The 18,375-nt window shown below is 62.8% G+C and carries 17 protein-coding genes and 1 pseudogene; 4 read left to right on the top strand and 14 right to left on the bottom strand.

Annotated features, from left to right (window positions below; genetic code table 11):
• Nucleotides 1-2: 2 nt before the first annotated feature.
• The 6 genes from GB927_RS25980 to GB927_RS25955 are packed head-to-tail and all read right to left on the bottom strand — an operon-like array spanning nt 3 to nt 6,287.
• Nucleotides 3-608: a dihydroxyacetone kinase subunit L gene (locus GB927_RS25980; RefSeq protein WP_256120129.1), complete on the bottom strand. Its 606-nt coding sequence runs from the start codon at nt 606-608 to the stop codon at nt 3-5.
• Nucleotides 605-1,606, bottom strand: coding sequence for a dihydroxyacetone kinase subunit DhaK (locus tag GB927_RS25975; protein WP_256120128.1), 1,002 nt, complete (start codon nt 1,604-1,606; stop codon nt 605-607). Before GB927_RS25975 ends, GB927_RS25980 begins: the two co-directional genes overlap by 4 nt.
• 13 nt (nt 1,607-1,619) lie before the next feature.
• On the bottom strand, nt 1,620-3,332 hold the full coding sequence (locus tag GB927_RS25970) for an acetolactate synthase catalytic subunit (protein WP_256120127.1): 1,713 nt from the start codon (nt 3,330-3,332) through the stop codon (nt 1,620-1,622).
• Nucleotides 3,333-3,375: 43 nt separating this feature from the next.
• The gene (locus GB927_RS25965) at nt 3,376-4,587 is read right to left on the bottom strand and encodes a CaiB/BaiF CoA transferase family protein (RefSeq protein ID WP_256120126.1); all 1,212 of its coding nucleotides are present in this window, start codon (nt 4,585-4,587) and stop codon (nt 3,376-3,378) included.
• Between the two features lie 2 nt (nt 4,588-4,589).
• A complete protein-coding gene (locus tag GB927_RS25960) occupies nt 4,590-5,390 on the bottom strand; it encodes a CoA-transferase subunit beta (protein ID WP_256120125.1) in 801 nt (266 codons plus the stop codon).
• Nucleotides 5,391-5,393: 3 nt separating this feature from the next.
• Nucleotides 5,394-6,287 carry a CoA transferase subunit A gene (locus tag GB927_RS25955; protein WP_256120124.1) on the bottom strand — a complete coding sequence of 298 codons (894 nt, stop codon included), beginning with the start codon at nt 6,285-6,287 and terminating at the stop codon, nt 5,394-5,396.
• Nucleotides 6,288-6,424: 137 nt separating this feature from the next.
• Here GB927_RS25955 and GB927_RS25950 point away from each other — a divergent pair, with 137 nt between their 5' ends.
• A complete protein-coding gene (locus GB927_RS25950; RefSeq protein WP_256120123.1) occupies nt 6,425-7,216 on the top strand; it encodes a shikimate dehydrogenase family protein in 792 nt (263 codons plus the stop codon).
• A 14-nt stretch (nt 7,217-7,230) separates the two neighbouring features.
• Here the strand turns inward: GB927_RS25950 and GB927_RS25945 are convergent, their stop codons facing one another.
• Genes GB927_RS25945 through GB927_RS25930 form a run of 4 tightly spaced genes read right to left on the bottom strand, consistent with a single transcriptional unit; the run spans nt 7,231 to nt 10,939 of the window.
• Nucleotides 7,231-7,980: an ATP-binding cassette domain-containing protein gene (locus GB927_RS25945; RefSeq protein ID WP_256120122.1), complete on the bottom strand. Its 750-nt coding sequence runs from the start codon at nt 7,978-7,980 to the stop codon at nt 7,231-7,233.
• 50 nt (nt 7,981-8,030) lie between these two features.
• A complete protein-coding gene (locus tag GB927_RS25940) occupies nt 8,031-8,948 on the bottom strand; it encodes a substrate-binding domain-containing protein (protein ID WP_256120121.1) in 918 nt (305 codons plus the stop codon).
• A 49-nt stretch (nt 8,949-8,997) separates the two neighbouring features.
• A complete protein-coding gene (locus tag GB927_RS25935; protein ID WP_256120120.1) occupies nt 8,998-10,005 on the bottom strand; it encodes an ABC transporter permease in 1,008 nt (335 codons plus the stop codon).
• 10 nt (nt 10,006-10,015) lie between these two features.
• Nucleotides 10,016-10,939 (bottom strand): MaoC family dehydratase, encoded by a 924-nt coding sequence (locus GB927_RS25930; protein WP_256120119.1) that lies wholly within the window; start codon nt 10,937-10,939, stop codon nt 10,016-10,018.
• A gap of 204 nt (nt 10,940-11,143) precedes the next feature.
• Between GB927_RS25930 and GB927_RS25925 the strand changes: the two genes are divergently transcribed.
• The 3 genes from GB927_RS25925 (at nt 11,144) to GB927_RS25915 (ending at nt 14,974) form a co-directional block, all read left to right on the top strand.
• Nucleotides 11,144-12,286: a LacI family DNA-binding transcriptional regulator gene (locus tag GB927_RS25925; protein ID WP_256120118.1), complete on the top strand. Its 1,143-nt coding sequence runs from the start codon at nt 11,144-11,146 to the stop codon at nt 12,284-12,286.
• A 12-nt stretch (nt 12,287-12,298) separates the two neighbouring features.
• Nucleotides 12,299-13,474: a CaiB/BaiF CoA transferase family protein gene (locus GB927_RS25920; protein ID WP_256120117.1), complete on the top strand. Its 1,176-nt coding sequence runs from the start codon at nt 12,299-12,301 to the stop codon at nt 13,472-13,474.
• A gap of 459 nt (nt 13,475-13,933) precedes the next feature.
• Nucleotides 13,934-14,974, top strand: a complete 1,041-nt coding sequence (locus tag GB927_RS25915; protein ID WP_256120116.1) for a glutamine synthetase beta-grasp domain-containing protein — start codon at nt 13,934-13,936, stop codon at nt 14,972-14,974.
• A gap of 211 nt (nt 14,975-15,185) precedes the next feature.
• Here GB927_RS25915 and GB927_RS25910 read toward each other — a convergent pair.
• From GB927_RS25910 to GB927_RS25895, 4 genes and pseudogenes are all read right to left on the bottom strand, one after another.
• Nucleotides 15,186-16,214 (bottom strand): annotated as a pseudogene (locus GB927_RS25910) (trans-3-hydroxy-L-proline dehydratase).
• A 22-nt stretch (nt 16,215-16,236) separates the two neighbouring features.
• On the bottom strand, nt 16,237-16,956 hold the full coding sequence (locus GB927_RS25905; RefSeq protein WP_256120115.1) for an amino acid ABC transporter ATP-binding protein: 720 nt from the start codon (nt 16,954-16,956) through the stop codon (nt 16,237-16,239).
• Complete coding sequence (locus GB927_RS25900; RefSeq protein ID WP_256120114.1) at nt 16,953-17,606, bottom strand: amino acid ABC transporter permease; 654 nt, start codon at nt 17,604-17,606, stop codon at nt 16,953-16,955. Before GB927_RS25900 ends, GB927_RS25905 begins: the two co-directional genes overlap by 4 nt.
• A gap of 9 nt (nt 17,607-17,615) precedes the next feature.
• Nucleotides 17,616-18,278, bottom strand: a complete 663-nt coding sequence (locus tag GB927_RS25895) for an amino acid ABC transporter permease (RefSeq protein ID WP_256120113.1) — start codon at nt 18,276-18,278, stop codon at nt 17,616-17,618.
• Between the last annotated feature and the right edge of the window lie 97 nt (nt 18,279-18,375).

The raw sequence follows: 18,375 nt of genomic DNA, 5'->3' as shown, positions 1-18,375 counted from the left end.
CTTCAGGCCACAAGTGCGGCCGAAAGCTCCTTGATCGCCAGCATGCCGGGATCGTCGATGCCGATCGTCTGGTCACCGAACATACGTGCGCGGCCGATGCGGTTCGGCTGCGAACGGAAGGTTTCGAGCGCCTCGGATGCCGCCTTCGCTGCATCCCGTGTCGCCTGTTCCGGCGTTTCGGTGCCCTTTAGCGCCTCGGCAATGGCATCGAGCGAATCGAGCACGGTCTTGTCGCCAAGCGACGCGCCGCCGCGCGCAATCATCGCATCGCGCGCCGTCGCAAAGAGGCTGGAAAGGTCGCCAACGTCGAGTGTCGCCCGGCCCTTTGCCTCGCGGCCCGCGGCAAGCAATCCCGTCGCGAACAAAGTGCCCAGGCTCGATCCCGTCGCAACCGTCGCCGCTTTGGCGAGCTGGCTCAAGGCAGCGCCCGGATCGGCGGTGGAAGACAGGTCGACCTCGGCCATCTTGCCGATGACCCGGGCGAGCATGCCGCCCGTGTCGCCGTCGCCGAGTTTTGCATCGGCGTCGTTCAATATCTGCTCCAGCCCGCCCATCGCCTTATCGGCGCGGGTGACGGCAGCGGCGATGGAGGCGACCGTAATGCTCATGCCGTCACCGTCCAGAATGGGCAGTGGGCGGGGGCGGCCAGCAACGCCTCGATCTCGTCGTCGACGAAGCAGAGCGAGATGGAGGCGCCGGCCATTTCCATCGACGTCGCATAGTGGCCCACGAGCGGCCGGACGATCTCGATGCCTGCTGCTTCGAGCGTCGCCCTCGCTCGGCGGTAGAGGATGAATAGCTCTTCCAGCGGCGTGGCACCAAGGCTATTGACGAGGATGGAGACGCGCTTGCCCGCCCCCTCCGGCTTGTCGGCGAGCAGGCGCTCAATCATCTCGTCGGCAATGGCGTCGGCTTCGCGCAGCGTGTCGCGCCAGATGCCCGGCTCGCCATGGATGCCCATGCCCATCTCGATCTCGTTTTCGCCGAGCGTGAAGGACGGCTTGTCGGAGCCCGGCACCTGGCAGGGCGCAAGTGCAACGCCAATGGTGCGCGTGCGATCCACCGTCTTCTGCGCGATCGCCGTCACGGCATCGAGATCGGCGCCGGTTTCCGCAAGCGCGCCGGCCGTCTTGTAGGCATAGATGATGCCCGCAACGCCGCGGCGTTTCTGCCGCTCGGCCGGGCCGGCGCTTGCGACATCGTCATTTCCGAGCACGGTCGTCGTGCGGATGCCCTCGTCCTCCAGCATTTCGCCGGCCATGTCGAAGTTCATCCGGTCGCCACCGTAGTTGCCATAGAGGCGCAGCACGCCCTTGCCGCCATCGGCAAGCTTGATCGCCTCCATGCAGGAGCCGACCGTCGGCCCTTCGAAGACGTTGCCGATCGAGCAGCTGTCGAGCAGCCCCTCCCCGACATAGCCGGTGAAGAGCGGCAGGTGGCCGGAGCCGCCGCCGGAAACGACGCCGACCTTGCCGCTGCGGATAGGCTTTGCGCGGTGCACGACGCGGCCGGTGTCGCCGCCGAGCGCCAGCGAGGGATTGGCGGCAACGAGACCGTCGAGCATTTCATCGACAAAGCCCGAGGGCTTGTTCATCAATTTCTTCATGACGTCGCCTCCCTCAGTAATTCAGCGCGGAATTGTCGTTGAACATGGTGATCGGCGGATAGGCGCGCTCGTCGGTCAAGACGTCGAGAACGGTCGTGGTGTTGGCCGCAAACGCCGCCTTCAGCGCCGGCAGGAAATCCTCCGCCTTCTCGATGCGCACGCCCGCGCAACCCGCCCCGCGAGCAATCGCCGCGTGGTCGACTGGCGTGAAATCGCAGGCATCAGAATATTCGTTGAAGATCACCTTTTCCGCGTGTTTCTCATAACCGAGGATCGAGTTGTTGAGCACCGCGACCACGACGTTCAGCCCCATGCGGCGCGCCGTCTCCAGCTCCGACCAGACATGCGCGAAACCGCCATCGCCGACGAGCGCGAAGACCGGCGCATCCGGCCGGGCGCATTTGGCGCCGAGCGCATAGGGCAGGCCCCAGCCGAGGCCGGCAAGGCCACGCGGCGTGAGGAAGCGCATGCCGGGCTTGCGCGCGGTCAGGTGGTTGCCGATCCAGATCGAGGAATAGCTGGCATCCGAGACGACGATGTGGTTCGGCGTCAGCAGGCTGTCGAGATCCCGCATCAACCGCTCCGGGCGAAGCGGGCTGGCATTCGACGTTTCGACAGCGGCGGCATCTTGGCGGCCCTTGGCAAGGCCTTCAGCAATGGTCTTTTCAAGCGCCGGACGGGCCGCCTTGCGCTTCGCCCCATCTTCCGCATCGAGCGCTGCCGAGAGCGCCTTGATGCCGAGTTTCGCATCGCCGACGAGGCGCAGCGCCTCGTAGTTGCGGCCGATTTCCTGACCGTCCACGTCGAGGTGGATGTATTTTGCGCCCTTCGGGAAGAGCGACCAGCTATCCGTGCCATTTTGGTTGGTACGGTTGCCGATCAGCATGATGACATCCGCCTCGGTGACCAGCGCGCGCAGGTGCTTGGTGCGGCTGCGCGTCGCCATGAAATAACCGACGATGCCGACGGAGAGCGGATGGCCCTCTTCGACAGCGCCCTTACCCATTACGGTGGTCGCCACCGGAATAGAGAAGCGTTCCTGAAGAGCTGCAAGCTCATCGGCAGCATCAGACACATGCACGCCGCCGCCGGCGATGATCAGCGGGCGCTCGGCGGAGGCGAGCAGCTTGGCGGCTTCCGCGATGCGGTCCGGATCAGGTCCGCTGCGATCGAGCGGGAAAGTACCGAGCGATGCCATGCGCCCCTCGGTACGGCTTTCCGCCGTATCGACGAACATGTCGATGGGCGCGATCAGCACCGCGGGGCCAGGGCGACCGGAGGCAGCGGCCGTGAAGGCCATGTCGATATAGTCGTCGATGCGGTTGACGTCGGCGACGCGCTTGATCCACTTGGCCACGCCCTTGAAGAGGTCGAGATGATCGAGTTCCTGGAAAGCGTTCTTGTCGGCGAAGGGGCGCGCCACGTCCTGCACGATGGCGACGATCGGGATCGAGGCCTTGTAGGCCTCTGCCAGACCAGCCACCAGCAGCGTCGCGGCCGGCCCGTTCTGCGCCGTCACGACCGCCACCTTGTGCGAAATGCGCGCATAGGCGTCGGCCATCACCGCGCCGGCATTTTCCGTGCGATAGCCGATCTGCCGGATGCCGTAATGCGGCGCCGCGAGGAAAAGCGCTGCCGGAATAGCCTGGCCGAAGATCACCTCTACACCATGCCGCTTCAGCGCCTGCGCCATCACATGCGCCCCGCTCCTGTTACCCTTGCTCACGTTCTATCCTCCTCGAAACCTTTGAAAATGCGGATGAATTCTGTCAGATGACCGTTGCCGAGCGGAGCTTGGCGATCTCCTCGTCCGGCATGGAAAGCCACTCGTGCAACACGTCGTCGGAATGTTCGCCGAGCATCGGCGGCGGACGCCGCACGGCGGTCGGCGTGGTGCCGAGACCGACGGGCGGCCCCTGCATCGGCACCACGCCAGCCTTGGGATGCACGACATCGACGATATGACCGGCTTCGCGCATGTAGGGGTCGTTCGCGACCTCCTCGACGGTGCGGATGCGGGCCGAAGGAAGTTCTGCAACGCGCAACACCGCGAGCACCTCGTCCGCCGTGTGCTCCGCAATCCATGCGGCCGCGATCGCCTCGATCGCCTCGACATTCACCATGCGCTGCTCGAGCGTCGAGAAGCGTGGATCGTCCAACAGGTCGGGTCGGCCGATCATCGCCGCAAAACGCGGGAAATGCGCATTGTTGCCGGCGACCATGTGGATCCAGACGTCGTCCTTGGCGCGGAAAGTGTTGGCGGGCGCGGCATACCGGTCGCGGTTGCCGGCGCGTGTCATGCGGCGGCCGTTGACCAGGAATTCCGGAATGGCAGTCATCAGCATGGAGGTCGCGCCGCCGATCAAGCTGACATCAACGACCTGCCCCTCGCCCGTCCGGTTGCGATGGTTCAATGCGGCGAGAATGCCGATCGTGGCATGCAGCGCAGTGGCATAGTCGACGAGGAAGGTGCCTGCCATCATCGGGCCGCCCTTCGGATCGCCAGTGAGGTCCATGAAGCCCGTGATCGCCTGGGCGATGCCATCGAAGCAGGGTTCGGCGGATAGGCTGTTGTTCTGGCCGAAGCCGGAAAGCCGGGCCATGATCAGCTTGGGGTTGATCTTGCGCAGATCCTCCCAGCCGCAGCCCATTTTCTCCATCGTACCGGGTCGAAAATTCTCGACCAGCACGTCGGCCTCCAGCACGAGGCGGCGCAGCAGGTCCTGCGCCTCCGGATTGCGGAAATTGAGCGTCAGGCTGCGCTTGTTGCGGTTGAACATCATGAAGTAGATGCTCTCGCCCGCAATATAGGGGCCGAGCGAACGGGTGTCGTCGCCGGCGCGCGTGCGTTCGACCTTCACGACATCCGCACCGAGATCGCCGAGCAGCATGGCGCAATGCGGGCCGGCGATGAAGCGTGAGAGATCCAGCACCTTGATGCCGGAGAGGGACGAAACCGTGGACTGTGCGTTTGAAGACATGATCAGACTTTGAGCAGGATGCGGTTGGGGTCGATATCGCTGCGGATGTGGGCGAGTTCCTTCACCGTCGGCGGCTCGGTCTCCGGAATCGTTTCTGGAACCAGCGGAACAAAAGACATGGCGGCAAGCACCGCATCCTTCGTCACGCCCGGATGCAGCGATTTCAGCCGCATCTCGCGCGTGTCTTCGGCAAAGTCGAAGACCGCCTTGTCGGTCACGACAAGCGCCGGACCACCCTCGCTCAGCCCGGCCTCGCGGCGACTGTTGCCGCCCGAGAGATGGCCGGCGCTGGTAATGAAATCGACCTTCTCGACGAAGCTGCGCGCATCGAGGTCCATTAGCAGCAGGGGCCGGCGCACGAAGGCGAAATGCTCCGGCTGCGCCAGGCTGCCGACAAGGCGCACCTTCGGATTGCGGTAGTCACCGATCGCCGTGATGTTCATGTTGCCGTAGCGATCGAGCTGGGCGGCGGAATTGAACGACACGTCGAACCGTCCGCGCGCCAGCATGTCGCATTTCACGCCCGTATCCGGCGGGCAGGCGGCGGCCTGCCATTGCGTGAACGTATCCTGCGTGAAATGTTCCGGGATCACCGAGAGGTCTGGCTCCAGCAGGTTGCCCCAGTAGACGGCGGCACCCGGCGCATGGTGCAGCTGCGCGAGCCGCACGGCAGCCAGCGGCATGCCGACGGCAAGCGTAAAGGCGCGCCCATTGGTGCCAACGCCGACGAAGCAAAGATCGTCTTCGCGGATCTGGCGGGAGAGATAGGCGGTGATGAGTTCGTTATTGGTGAAGTCGGCCATGGCTTACGCCCTCCCCTTGACGTCGAGGGCGGCGAGCGCAGCGAGGCCCCCGCATTTTTCGAGATAGGCAGCGTGATCCGGCAGAGCGTTTGCGAATTCGTCGAGATAGGCCTTCACGCCCTCGGCGGTCTTCGAGCGGGCGACGTAGTCGCGCAGATGCGCGTCGTCCTCGTCATAAAGCGTGTCGCAGGCGGCGGGATGCGCGCCATAGGGCACCTCGACGATCGCCTCCACCCAGTTACCGGGAATGTAGGTCAGCGACGGCTGCTTCTTGATCTCCTCATGTGGCACGATCTTTTCGACCGTCACGATCAAGCGTTTTGCGCCGGAGGCGAACGGCTGGTCCATGTCGTCGGTGTCGCGCACGACCGGCCACTGCACATTGCCGTATTTGTCGCCGGCGTAACCGTGGATGAGGGTGAAGTCCGGCTCGGCGGCGGCAATCGCCTGCAGCTTCTGTCCGGTGAACGGGCAGTCGAAGGTGCGGATCTGCTCGGGATTCACCTTGGCGATATCGGAGCCGAACAGCGTGCGGATCGGCAGGAAGGGCATGCCCTGGGCGGCCGCGCGCAGGCGCGCCACCATTGCCGTTTCGGAGAAATCGCGCACCTCGATGCGCCCGCTCTCGACGGCGCGGCGGAAATTCGGCGCCAGCCCGTAGTTGAACAGGCCGACATAGATGCCCTCCCAGCGGCGAATGGCATCCGCGGCAGCCAGCAGATCGATCGCCGTCGTGCCGGCCCAGCTCATCACGGTCAGGTCGCGCACCCTAGCGCGGATCAGCTGGCGCACGGCGGCGTTCGGCTGGCGGCGCAGCAGACTGCCGCCGATCGCCACGGACGAGCCGGACACGATCGGAGACAACGCGCTCTCCAGGGTCGTCAGTTTCTCTTTCAAAATGCGGTCCTCCCGATAGGTAGAACCGGATATAAAAACGTTTCTGGATATTGGCAACAAAAAACGTTTCTTGCTTGGTATTTTTCTGTTAGGCCGGAGCTCGACAGACACCACTCATTGGCAGGAGGACACGCCGGATGGCGGATGAACATCGACTCTATGGATTGATCGGTTACCCGATAGGCTTCGTCCGCTCGCCGGGCATTCTGAATACCTATCTCACCGAACATGGGCTGCCGGGCCGCATGATCCCGTTCGGTGTAAAGCCGGAATCGCTGGACGCCGCCCTCACCGGCTTGCGGCATGTGGAAAACCTCGCAGGCTTCTTCGTCACAATGCCGTTCAAGGAGAGCATCCTGCCACTTCTCGATGATGCCAGTGAAACGGCGCGCATTGCCGGCGCTGTGAACATCGTCCGCCGCACGCCGGATGGCCAGCTCTTCGGCCACCAGCTCGACGGTGCCGGTTTTGTCGGCGCCATGACGGCCGCAGGCATCACCATTGCCGGTGCCTCGGCCCATGTGGCCGGTGCGGGCGGCGTCAGCGCCGGTATCTGCTGTGCACTCGCCGAAGCCGGCATCGGCCGCATCGCGATCGCAAACCGCAACCGAGAACGCGCGGAAACACTTGCGAACCGGCTTCGCAGCGCCTTCCCGGCGACCGTCTTCACTGTGACGACTGCTGCGCCCGGCGCAGAGATCGACATCGTCGTAAACGCCATCAGTCTCGGTCTTTCGGCCGATGATCCGCTGCCCGTCGACCTTTCGGCGACGCGGCACGGCATCTTCGTCGGCGATGTGGTGAACGTCCCGCATATGACGCCCTTTCTGGAGGTGGCCGAGGCGCGCGGCTGCCGCACGCAGCATGGCAAGGCGATGTTCGGCCCACAGATCCCGCTGGCGCTCCGCTTCTACGAAAACGGTCTGTGACGTCCTGGTCGTGCTCAATGCACGACCAGATTGCCACCGGTGATGAGCTTGACGATGTCGTCGGGACTGGTTTCGGCCTTTTTACGCACCCCTGCCGTCTGGCCCTGACGCAGCACATGGATGCGGTCGCAAACCTCGAAAATATGGTGCAGGTTGTGGCTGATCAGGATGATCGAGAAGCCGCGCGAGCGCAGGTCCTTGATCAGCGACAGGACCTTCTCCTGCTCTGGCACGCCGAGTGCCGCCGTCGGCTCGTCGAGGATGACGACCTTGCGGCCGAAGGCGACGGCGCGTGCGATGGCGACGCTCTGGCGCTGGCCGCCGGACATGCCCTTCACGGTAAAATGCGTCGACTGGATGTGGATGTTGAGCGACTTCAACAGATCCTTCGAGCGGCTGTGCATCTCTTCGGCCTTGAGAAACTTCGCGCCGAGCACGTTGCGCACGGCCTCGCGTCCGGCAAAGATGTTTTCCGCGACGTTGGAATCGTCGAAGAGCGCCAGATCCTGATAGACCGTCTCGATGCCAAGATGCCGGGCATCCTCGGGCTTGCGCACCGTCACTTCGCGGCCCTCGAACCAGATCTGGCCGCTATCGGCCGGCTGCGCGCCGGAGATGATCTTGATGAGGGTGGATTTTCCCGCACCGTTGTCACCGGCCAGCGCCACCACTTCCGATTCATAGAGTTCGAAATCGATATCGGTCAGCGCACGCACGGCGCCGAACGACTTGCAGATATTGTTCAGTTTCAGCAATGGGGTCATCACGCATATCCTCTGGGCGGTCGAGGGGATGGCCCCTCGACCGCAGCCGATTACTTGCAATAGGTGTCGTGCGTTTCCTTGGTGATCATAGGCGTATCGAGGAAGGTCATCTTCTCGACCTTTTCGCCGGCAAGCACCTTCATCGCGAGTTCCAGCGATTCCGGGAACATGGTGGGGTAATAGACCGAGCCCGTCAGGCGGCCGGCGGCAACGCCGTCGCAGCCTTCCTTCGCCCCATCCATGCCGACGGTGGCGACACCTTCGATCTTCTGCTCCTCCAGCACCTGAGCCGCACCCAGTGCCATCGTGTCGTTATGCGCGAAGACCGCCTTCACATCGCGATGTGCGGTGACGGCGTCTTCCATTGCCGCTACGGCTTCTTGCAGACGATAATGGCCGACATATGAGACCACCGTGATGCCCGGATGCTTGGCAATTTCCTCTTCGAAACCCGTCTTGCGGTCGACAGTCGCCGAAGCGCCAGGCGTTCCTTCGAGCTGGATGACCTTGCCCTCCTCGCCGATCTTCTCGACGACGAAGCGCGCGGCGACGCGACCCATCTCGACATTGTCCGAGCCGATGAAGGCGGCGAAATCCGTTTCCGGTACGTCGAGCTTACGGTCGAAGATGATCAGCGGAACGTTGGCGCGCTTGGCGGCGTCGGCGATCGGCGCCAGCGCCTTGGAATCGTTCGGCGACATGACGACGGCCGAGACGTGGCGAGTGATCAGATCCTCGATGCCGGACAACTGCGTCGCGCTGTCACGCCGGCCGTCAACAATCGTCAGCTTTACGTCTGGGTGCTCGGCGCCCCAGGCCTTTGCCCGCTCGATGCCGCCGACGCGGTAGGGATGTTCGAGGTTCGGCTGGGCGACGCCGATTTCCACCGTCTGGGCAGTTGCTGCCGCCGGTGCGGCGAGGATCGTGCCGGCCAGCATGGCGATTTGGAGTGTCTGTCTGTAAGTCATGGTTTCCTCCCGTTTTGACTTGATCCGGCCTGCGCCGGGGTTTGCTGCGCTATTTCCTCACCCGGCTCCTGGCCTCACGGCGTATGCTGAACATCACGGCGACGACGATGATGACGCCGCGTGCGAAGTCCTGTGCGTAGGGTGAGACGGAGAGAAGGTTCAGGATGTTGTAGGTCAGCCCGATCACCATCAGACCGACGAAGGTGAGCAAGATGCTGCCGACGCCGCCAACGAAGGGCGTGCCGCCGATGACGACCGCTGCAATGCCGGAGAGTTCGAACAGCATGCCGCCGGTCGGCTCACCGACGCCAAGGCGTCCGAGGAACAAGAGGCCCGCCATCGCCGCCAGCACACCATGCAGCGTGTAGACACTGCGGATGACGCCCTGGACCTGAATCCCGGAGCGGTGCGCGCCGACCGGATTATCACCGACGAGGCAGACATGCCGGCCATAGACCGTGTATTTCAGCGTCACCGCTGCGACGATGAAGACGATTGCCGTCAGCAGCACCGGCATCGGGATCGGCCCTAGATAACCGCGGCCGAAGGCGAAGACGAATTCCGGCGCGAGATCGGCCGTCACCGTGCGTCCCTCGCTGAGGATGAGCGCAAGCCCACGCGCGGCAGTCATCATGCCGAGCGTGGCGACGAAAGGCGGCACCTTGCCCCAGGTGATGAGGGCGCCGTTGATATAGCCGCAAGCCGCACCGACGAGAATGACGACGGCGATCATGCCGGCCGATCCGACCAGCGGAGCGGACAGAGCGCCGACGACAGTCGCCAGCGCCAGCACGGCGCCGCCCGAAAGGTCGATGCCGCCGGAAATGATCACGAAGGTCAGGCCGATCGCGATCAACCCCACCATAGTCCATTGCCGCAGCACGTTGAACAGGTTGTCAGCCGTCAGGAAATAGGGTGACAGGAAGGCCGAGATGATGATGAGCACCAGAAGACCGGTGACCGCGATGTTGCGCAGCAGCAGATCCTTGACGGTCGCCGAGAGATTGCCTTTGGCGAACATGGGTGTCCTTTCGCTGAGGTTAGTTCCGTTCGACACGTCAGCCTCCTCAAACCTCGACCTTGGCAGACGCCCAGCCGGCGGCGGTCATGAGACCATCCTGGTTGCGCGTCCAGATTTCGAGTTCGAGCCGGCCGTCATCCGTGCGGCCGGTGACGACGCCATGCGCCGTCAGCTCGTCGCCGGCATAGACCGGTTGCAGGTAGACGTTCTTCATCCAGCCGGAGGTGAACCAGGCGGCGGGACCGAAGAAATTCGCCAGCATTTCCGACATCCAGCACGTCGTCTGGACGCCCTGCGCAAGGCGGGCGCGGAAGCCGGCAGCGCTTGAGACGTGGTCGTCCGTGTGAATGTTATGCCGGTTGAAGTGGATGCCCGAGAACACGGCCATCTCGTCGTTGTGCGCCGTCTTCCTTAGCGACGGGATCGGTGTGCCAGCGGGGATATCCAGACGGGCGCAGCCGATTGGAGAAACGTTTTCGGAAACTGTGCCGGAAACGCGCCCCGCGCGCGGCGTGGAACTGCCCTCGCCCATGCGGATGCCTTCGGGAATGCGCATGATCTCCGTCGATTTCTGGCGCACCAGAAGGCGACCGGCCTCGTCGCGCACGTCGACGTCGAGTACGCAGTAACCCTTGCCACGCCGTTCGTATTTATCGACATATTCGCCGGTCAGCGTCACCTTGCCGCCGAAGGGAACGGGGGCGTGGTACCAGAGCTCTTCCGATTGGTGCAGACCGACGACGGTGTTCGGATTGTACTTGGTCAAAAACAGCGCAACACCGTCACGAACCAGCGCTGCGGAAGGCACGATGCGGTATCCGAATGCCGGGTCTGCATGAAAATAGCAGTCGGAATAATCGGACAAAGCAAAGCAGGCCGAGCGCAGGTAATGCTCGTCCATGTCGAGAACCTGGGGGCCGAATGTTTCACCCAGTTCGACGGATTCGAAGGTCGGATCCTTGTAGTGCATAGAACTCCTCACCGGTATGGCGCCGGCCCTGCCGGCGTTTTCAAAACAGCCGCACGCATGTCGTGAACGCCGATCAAGGCGCATCACCGGACATACCGTTTCCCTGGCAAATCTTCTCCCGACACAAAGACTTTCATATAAAAACGTTTCTGCAAACGTTTTTATTGGTCATAGTACAAAAACCATCAGGCGGAGGAGCAAGGGATGGGAGCGAGACGACGGGCAAAACGCGGCGTGACCATCGTCGACGTGGCAGAGGCACTGGGTGTGGCACCATCCACGGTGTCGAACGCCCTGCACGACAAGGACATCGTGGCGCCGCGCACGAAGGCGCGCATCATGGCCATGGCGAAGGCCATGAACTACGAGGCGTCCGCGGCCGCTCGCGCGCTCGTCACCCGCCAGTCCTCCTCGGTCGGCGTGATCCTGCCGGATTTCGCCAACCCGGTGTTCAACGAGATCATTAGTGGGCTGAATTCGATCCTCGTGCCCGCCGGCTACGCGACGCTCGTCGCCAGCACCGCGAATGACGGGCGGACCTGCAAGGCGGCGATCCATGCCTTCGTCAAGCGGGATGTCGACGCCATCGTCGTCATTTCGCAGTGTCTCGACATCGAGGAGACCGCACAGCTTGCCGGCTGCGGGTTGCCGGTCGTGCTCGTCCACCGCACGCCCGCCGACTGGCAGACCACGCATGCGCCGAGCTCGACCTTCGACTATGTCGGCATGGACAATACCGGCGGTGTTTACGCCCTCGTCCGCCACCTCGCCGATCTCGGTCACCGGCGTATCGGCTTCATCACCGGCCCCAAGCAATCCTCTGCCGCCTGCGAGCGCACCCGCGGCTTTCGCGACGGCGTCGCAGCCCTCGGCCTCGACGCCGCCCCCGAACTGGTTGCGGACGGCAGCTACGATTTCATCGCCGGCATGCGCGGGGCGCGCGAACTTCTGTCGCTGCCACAGCGTCCGACGGCCGTGATCGCAGCCAACGACCTTATGGCCTTCGGCACCATGGACGTGGCGCAGCAGATGGGGCTTTCCGTGCCGAAGGACCTGTCTATCGTCGGCGTCGATGACGTCTTCTTCTCGGCCTTCCCGATGATCTCGTTGACCACCGCCCGCCAGCCGGCGACCGAAATCGGCGAAAGCGTCGGCGAGCGCCTGCTGGAACGCTTTTCCGACGAGGCCCTGTCGCCGATCGCCGTAACGCTGCCGGTCGAAATCATCGTGCGCCATTCCACGGCGGAGGCCCCGAGCCGGGTCGACCCCGGCAGCCCCCTTTCGACTGACAATCTGGAGGCTTACCTCGCAAGCCGCTGGAAACCATCAACCATCATCGTTGCATAGACTGGAGCAGACATGTCGCTTACCCCGCCCCTCGCCGCGCCCCTTGATGGCCTGCGCGTTCTCGACCTTTCCCGTTTCATCGCCGGCCCCTTCTGCGCCATGCAGCTCGGCGACATGGGCGCTGATGTCGTGAAGATCGAAAAGCGCGGCAGCGGCGACGACACGCGGCTCAACCATCCGAAGATTGCTGGCGAGAGCACCTATTTCCTGTCGTTCAACCGCAACAAGCGCAGCGTCGAACTCGATTTTCGCGACCCGAAGGACCAGGAAACTTTGCGCCAGCTTGCCGCCACGGCCGATATCCTCATCGAGAATTTTCGACCTGGAACGCTCGAAAAGATGGGCTGCGGCTGGGATGTCCTGTCGGCGATCAACCCGCGCCTCATCGTCGTGCGCATTTCCGGCTTCGGCCAGGATGGCCCTTTCGCCAACCGCGCCTGTTTCGATGTGATCGCCCAGGCGATGGGTGGCATCATGAATCTGACGGGCCAGCCGGACGGACCGCCCACCATGGCCGGCACCTTCATGGTCGATTACTCGACGGCGCTCTACGCGACGATCGGCACGCTCTGCGCGCTGGAGGCCCGCCGCCAGACCGGCAAGGGTCAGCTCGTCGAAGCAAGCCTGCTCGAAACGAGCGCCAGCCTGCTGATGAGCGCCATCCCGGATTTCAGGCAGCTCGGCCAGTCGATGACACGCATGGGAAGCCGCGACCGTTACACCGCACCCGTCAACAGCTTCCGGTGCAGCGACGACGAATGGGTCTACCTCTCGGCCGGCACCGATTCACTCTTTCGCCGCTTCGCCGCAACCGCCGACCTGATGCACCTGCTCGACGATCCACGTTTTGCCACGGCCGACGCCCGCCTCGCCAATCAGGAGGCGATCGAAGCGATCGTCCAGCAATGGGTTGGCCTGCATCCCTCAAGCGCCGTCGTTGAGGCGATGGAAAAGGCAGGCGTGCCCTGCGCCAAGGTCGCCAGCATTGGCGAGGTGACGGAAAACCCGCAGCTTCGCCACCGGGGCCAGATCGTCGATATCGAACACCCAACCGTCGGCACGTACACGACCCACGGCGTGACCGTGACGTTGCACGACACGCCCGGCCGCATCACCCGCCCCGCGCCCCTGCTTGGAGAGCATACGGACGAGGTGCTGGCGGAGTGGTTGGGCGATAGGGAAATATAAGGAATGTCCAAACTTTACATATTTTTGCCAGGCAAGAGGAAGCATTATCAGAAGCGGAGGAGCTTTTGAGCTCACTTGCAAAACGGCCGAGGAACAGTTTGTTGCAAAGCCGGAGCGCCAGCCCAGACGAAGATGCTATCCACCGCGGTAGAATAGTCATGTACACAAGCTCGCCAGCGCCCCTATGAGGGCTTAGGCGTCCGGCAAAAAGCACCAGATTAACATATTGCTTTTCTGCCGGAGCAACGTGAACTGCCGAGCAATAGGCTTGCCGACATTTTGTGCAGAGCGCCTAATTCGCATTCATTCCGCACACGCGGGGTTATCCAATTCGCCGCAACATGCGCCCAATTTCCTGCGCGTTGAGCGGCAGGCCAGATTGGCACGATACCTGCTTCTGAACTCGCGAATGTCGATGAGGGTCGACTTCAGTTTGGTCCCATGCGTGAAGGAATTCGTATGACAAAGTTTAAACTCGAATATGTCTGGCTCGATGGCTACAAACCAACCCCGAACCTTCGCGGCAAGACCCTCATCAAGGAATTCGACGCCTTCCCGACGCTAGAGCAGCTCCCCTTCTGGGGCTTCGACGGTTCCTCGACCATGCAGGCCGAAGGCAACAGTTCGGACTGCGTGCTCAAGCCCGTCGCCGTCTATCCCGACCCGGAGCGCAACAACGGCGCCCTCGTGCTTTGCGAAGTAATGATGCCGGACGCCAAGACGCCGCACCCGTCCAACACTCGCGCCGGAATCCTTGACGACGACGACGCCTGGTTCGGCTTCGAGCAAGAATATTTCTTCTACCAGAACGGCCGCCCGCTTGGCTTCCCGGATGCGGGCTTCCCCGCCCCGCAGGGTCCGTACTATTGCGGCGTCGGGTACAGCAATGTCGGCGGCGTCGCCCGTAAGATCGTCGAAGAACATCTCGATATCTGCCTTGCAGCCGGTATCAACCACGAGGGCATCAATGCCGAAGTCGCCAAGGGCCAGTGGGAATTCCAGGTCTTCGGCAAAGGCTCACGCAAGGCGGCCGACGAAATCTGGCTTGCCCGTTACCTGCTGCAGCGCCTGACGGAAAAGTACGGCATCGACGTCGAGTACCATTGCAAGCCTCTTGGGGACACCGACTGGAACGGGTCGGGCATGCACGCCAACTTCTCGACCAAATACATGCGCGAAATTGGCGGCAAGATGTATTTCGAGGGCCTGATGGATGCGTTCGCCGAAGCCCGTGCGGACCACATCGCCGTTTACGGCCCCGACAACCACATGCGCCTCACCGGCAAGCACGAGACCGCCTCGATCCACCAGTTCAGCTATGGAGTGGCCGACCGCGGTGCTTCGATCCGTGTTCCGCACAGCTTCGTTAACAATGGCTACCGTGGCTACCTCGAAGACCGCCGCCCGAACTCACAGGGCGACCCCTATCAGATCGCATCCCAAATTCTGAAGACGATTTCAACGGTGCCGACAAACTTGGAAAACCGTGAAGCAGCCTGACGGCAGAACAAAATCACGAGCCACCCGCGCGACCCCGAACGGTGTTCCGCGGGCGGCAACGTGGTTTACCGGAGTTGGTTACCGGCCTTAACGCCTCTGTCGGTGGGCGACCTGCTCACGCGCAAGGTGGATATCGCAATACGCGCACACCGCCGGTTCAGTCCGTCGCTGTGGTGCAGAAACTGCTGCTCGGAAAGCCGGATTGCAATGATCACCTGTCCATCGGCCAGGTGTCGGAGACCCGATAGCCACCCTGGAACGGGTCAGTGGGATCGGCCATCAGTTGTTTCGTTCCGACGATCCAGGCGCGGCCTGAAAGGGTCGGCCGGATTGCTGGCAAACCGTTGAGCTCGAGCGCCTCGTCGAGGCTGCAATGGAACTCGCTGTCGAGCAACGAGATGCCGACGAACCCGTCGCCGGCCTTCATCAACCCCCTGGCGTAGAGAACGGCCAGGCGGGCGGAGCAGCCTGTGCCACAGGGCGAACGATCGACCTTGCCGGGGCGGATCGAGACGGCGTTCTTACCGTGCAGGACGCCGTCTTTCATAAACACGCGATCGGTCATCTGGCAGAAGGAAATCCCACTCCAGCCATTTGTCGGGTGCTTGAAGCCGATCTGCTCGTTGGCGGCCTCCGTGATCTTCACACCCATGCGCGCAATGTCGCGCGCCTGCTCGGGGCGGAGGCTCAAGCCGAGCGACGCGGCATCGACGATGACGAAGCTGTCGCCGCCATAGGCGGTATCGACGGTGATCGTGCCGATCCCTTCCACTTCGAGCGTCACGTCGAGCTTGTCGGCGAAGGAGGGCACGTTGCGCACGCGGATACGCTCGGCCTTGCCGTTTCGGCATTCCGCCTCGACATCGATCAGGCCGCCAGGCGCTTCCAGGGTCAGGCGTGTGACCGGCTCCTGCATGGGGATGATGCCGGTGTCGAGCAGGACTGTCGCCACGCACATCGAATTCGAGCCGGACATGGGCGGCGTATCGGCGGGCTCCATGATGATCCAGCCCATCTATGCCTTCGGGTCCTTCGGCGGCACCAGCAGGTTCACATGACGGAACACGCCGCCGCGTGGCTCGTTGAGGACGAAGTTGCGGAGTGTTTCGTCTTCCGCGATCCAGCGCGCCTGGTCCCAGATCGTCGCACCGGGAGGCGGCGCGACACCGCCGACGATGACGTCGCCGACTTCGCCTTCGGCATGGCAGCTCACGACATGGACTATCTTGGATGAGCGCACTGTTCAGGTTCCTAGATGGAGGTCAAATGGATTTGAGGAAAGCCGCGGTTTCCGGCTGCTGGGGGTTCTCGAAGATCTGATCCGGCGAGCCGATCTCGTGAATGCGCCCCTCGCGGAAGAAGGCGACGCGATCCGACACCTCGCGAGCAAAGCGCATTTCGTGGGTGACGACGATCATCGTCATGCCCTCCTTCGACAGCATGCGCATTGTATCAAGCACCTCGCCGACGAGCTGCGGATCGAGCGCCGAGGTGACCTCGTCGAACAGCATATAGTCGGGTGACATCGCAAGCGCTCTTGCGATGGCCATGCGTTGCTGCTGGCCGCCGGAAAGCCGGGACGGGAACACGGCGAGCTTTTCCTTCAACCCGACATGAGACAGTTGCTCGACCGCGATCACCTCCGCCTCTTCCCTGGATTTGCCGAGAACTTTTCTCGGCGCAAGCGTGACATTCTCCAGCACCGTGAGATGCGGAAAGGCATTCCACTGCTGGAAGACGATTCCAATGCGGCGGCGCAGTTTGTTGAGGTCGGTGGCCTTGGCGTGAACCTCGACGCCATCGACCGTGATGCGGCCCTGCTGGATGCCTTCGAGGCCGTTGATACACATCAGCATAGTCGATTTACCGGATCCCGAGCCGCCGATCATCGAAAGGACCTCGCCCTTCTGCACCGACAGATCGACACCTTTCAGCACATGCAGCGCGCCGAATTGCTTGTGAACGTTCTCGATGGCGATCATTGCGTGCCCCACTTCTTCTCAAGTTGATTGCCGAGTCTGGCGATAGGAAAGCTCATCACGAAGTAGATCAGCCCGGTGATGCCGAGGATCAGCAGCGGTTCCTGAACCCGCGACGTGACGATCTGCGAGCTGCGCAGGAGTTCGACGATGCCGATCCACAAGACGAGCGCCGTGTCCTTCATCACGCCGAGCGTCAGCCCGATCCAGCTCGGAAAGACGATCCGGGTGGCGATCGGCAGCGTGATCGACGTCAATTCCTGCCGCCAGGTGAGGCCGAGAGAACGGGCAGCGCGGCGTGTCGTCTGAGGGACTGCGCCGACACCGCTTCTGACGATCTCGGTGCAAAAGGCTGAGGCGTAAATCCCCAGGCAGATGCAGCCGACAGTAAAGGTCGGCCAGTTCAGCTTGAGCATGCTGTTGAACGAGTTGAACAGTACGAGCTGAATGAGGAGCGGCACGGACCGGAAGACATCGAGGACCGCGCCGAGCGTGTTGCCGATCCACCAGGGCGCGCCGGCCCGGATCAGGCCGAACAGGACACCGAGGACGGTACCGATGACGACGGCGACAAGGGTGATTGAAAGCGTGGTCACGGCTCCCGACAGAAGGAAGAGGAAGTCGCCCCTCGAAAATGATCCACCGAAATACATCGCGACCTCCTAATAGCGGAACAGGCGCCAGGCCACGACGCGCGCCGATAGCGTGAAAGCCTTGGAAATGAGGTAGTAGAGGCACGCCGCGACGAAGAAGTACTCGAAGGTCCTGTAGGTCACGACGTTGAGTTTCTGGGTAACGCCGGTCAGGTCCGTGGTCAGGCCGACAATGACCCCGAGCGAACTCATCAGGACGGACCACACCATCTGGTTGGTCATGGCGTGGAAAACCGCGCGCAGCATCTGCGGGATCACGATGTGCCACTGGGTCTGCACCGCCCCCAGTCCAAGGGAGCGTGCCGCCCGTGTCTGCGTCTCTGGAACGGCTGCAAAGCCACCGCGGAACGTCTCGGCGAGATAACCGGCATTGTTGAACGTGATGCCGAGCAACAGCGCGGTGTAGGATCCGACCTGCAAGCCGAGCGAGCCCAGGCCGAAATACAACATGTAGATCTGGAAGAGTGCGGGCGTGTTTCTCGCCGTCTCAATCCACATGTCGGCTGGCAAGGACAGGTATTTTTTGCCGGATCGTTTGGCGAGGGCCAGGAAAATGGCGAGGACCGTTCCAAGCATCATGGCGAGGCCCGCGATCTCGATCGTTTGCAGAGCGCCCCACAGCATCTCGGGAAGCGAACGCAGGACCGGCCTCCATTGAAATTCATAGTCCATTTGCGACCTCATTCTTTGTCAGCGCTCGGTTGTCGCGGACGCAGATGCCCGCCAAAGGTGGCGCCCGATCGATTGCGACCGGGTGCCTTCTTGCGAT

Source organism: Shinella lacus (assembly GCF_010994755.1).
Classification (GTDB): Bacteria; Pseudomonadota; Alphaproteobacteria; order Rhizobiales; family Rhizobiaceae; genus Shinella; species Shinella lacus.
This window is presented reverse-complemented; position numbering and strand designations above follow the sequence as displayed.

What these genes read in the sequence shown, in the direction of transcription:
- GB927_RS25980 (WP_256120129.1), bottom strand. Translation starts at nt 608, where the DNA reads ATGAGCATTACGGTCGCCTCCATCGCCGCTGCCGTCACCCGCGCCGAT.
- GB927_RS25975 (WP_256120128.1), bottom strand. Translation starts at nt 1,606, where the DNA reads ATGAAGAAATTGATGAACAAGCCCTCGGGCTTTGTCGATGAAATGCTC.
- GB927_RS25965 (WP_256120126.1), bottom strand. Translation starts at nt 4,587, where the DNA reads ATGTCTTCAAACGCACAGTCCACGGTTTCGTCCCTCTCCGGCATCAAG.
- GB927_RS25960 (WP_256120125.1), bottom strand. Translation starts at nt 5,390, where the DNA reads ATGGCCGACTTCACCAATAACGAACTCATCACCGCCTATCTCTCCCGC.
- GB927_RS25950 (WP_256120123.1), top strand. Translation starts at nt 6,425, where the DNA reads ATGGCGGATGAACATCGACTCTATGGATTGATCGGTTACCCGATAGGC.
- GB927_RS25945 (WP_256120122.1), bottom strand. Translation starts at nt 7,980, where the DNA reads ATGACCCCATTGCTGAAACTGAACAATATCTGCAAGTCGTTCGGCGCC.
- GB927_RS25940 (WP_256120121.1), bottom strand. Translation starts at nt 8,948, where the DNA reads ATGACTTACAGACAGACACTCCAAATCGCCATGCTGGCCGGCACGATC.
- GB927_RS25930 (WP_256120119.1), bottom strand. Translation starts at nt 10,939, where the DNA reads ATGCACTACAAGGATCCGACCTTCGAATCCGTCGAACTGGGTGAAACA.
- GB927_RS25925 (WP_256120118.1), top strand. Translation starts at nt 11,144, where the DNA reads ATGGGAGCGAGACGACGGGCAAAACGCGGCGTGACCATCGTCGACGTG.
- GB927_RS25920 (WP_256120117.1), top strand. Translation starts at nt 12,299, where the DNA reads ATGTCGCTTACCCCGCCCCTCGCCGCGCCCCTTGATGGCCTGCGCGTT.
- GB927_RS25915 (WP_256120116.1), top strand. Translation starts at nt 13,934, where the DNA reads ATGACAAAGTTTAAACTCGAATATGTCTGGCTCGATGGCTACAAACCA.
- GB927_RS25905 (WP_256120115.1), bottom strand. Translation starts at nt 16,956, where the DNA reads ATGATCGCCATCGAGAACGTTCACAAGCAATTCGGCGCGCTGCATGTG.
- GB927_RS25900 (WP_256120114.1), bottom strand. Translation starts at nt 17,606, where the DNA reads ATGTATTTCGGTGGATCATTTTCGAGGGGCGACTTCCTCTTCCTTCTG.
- GB927_RS25895 (WP_256120113.1), bottom strand. Translation starts at nt 18,278, where the DNA reads ATGGACTATGAATTTCAATGGAGGCCGGTCCTGCGTTCGCTTCCCGAG.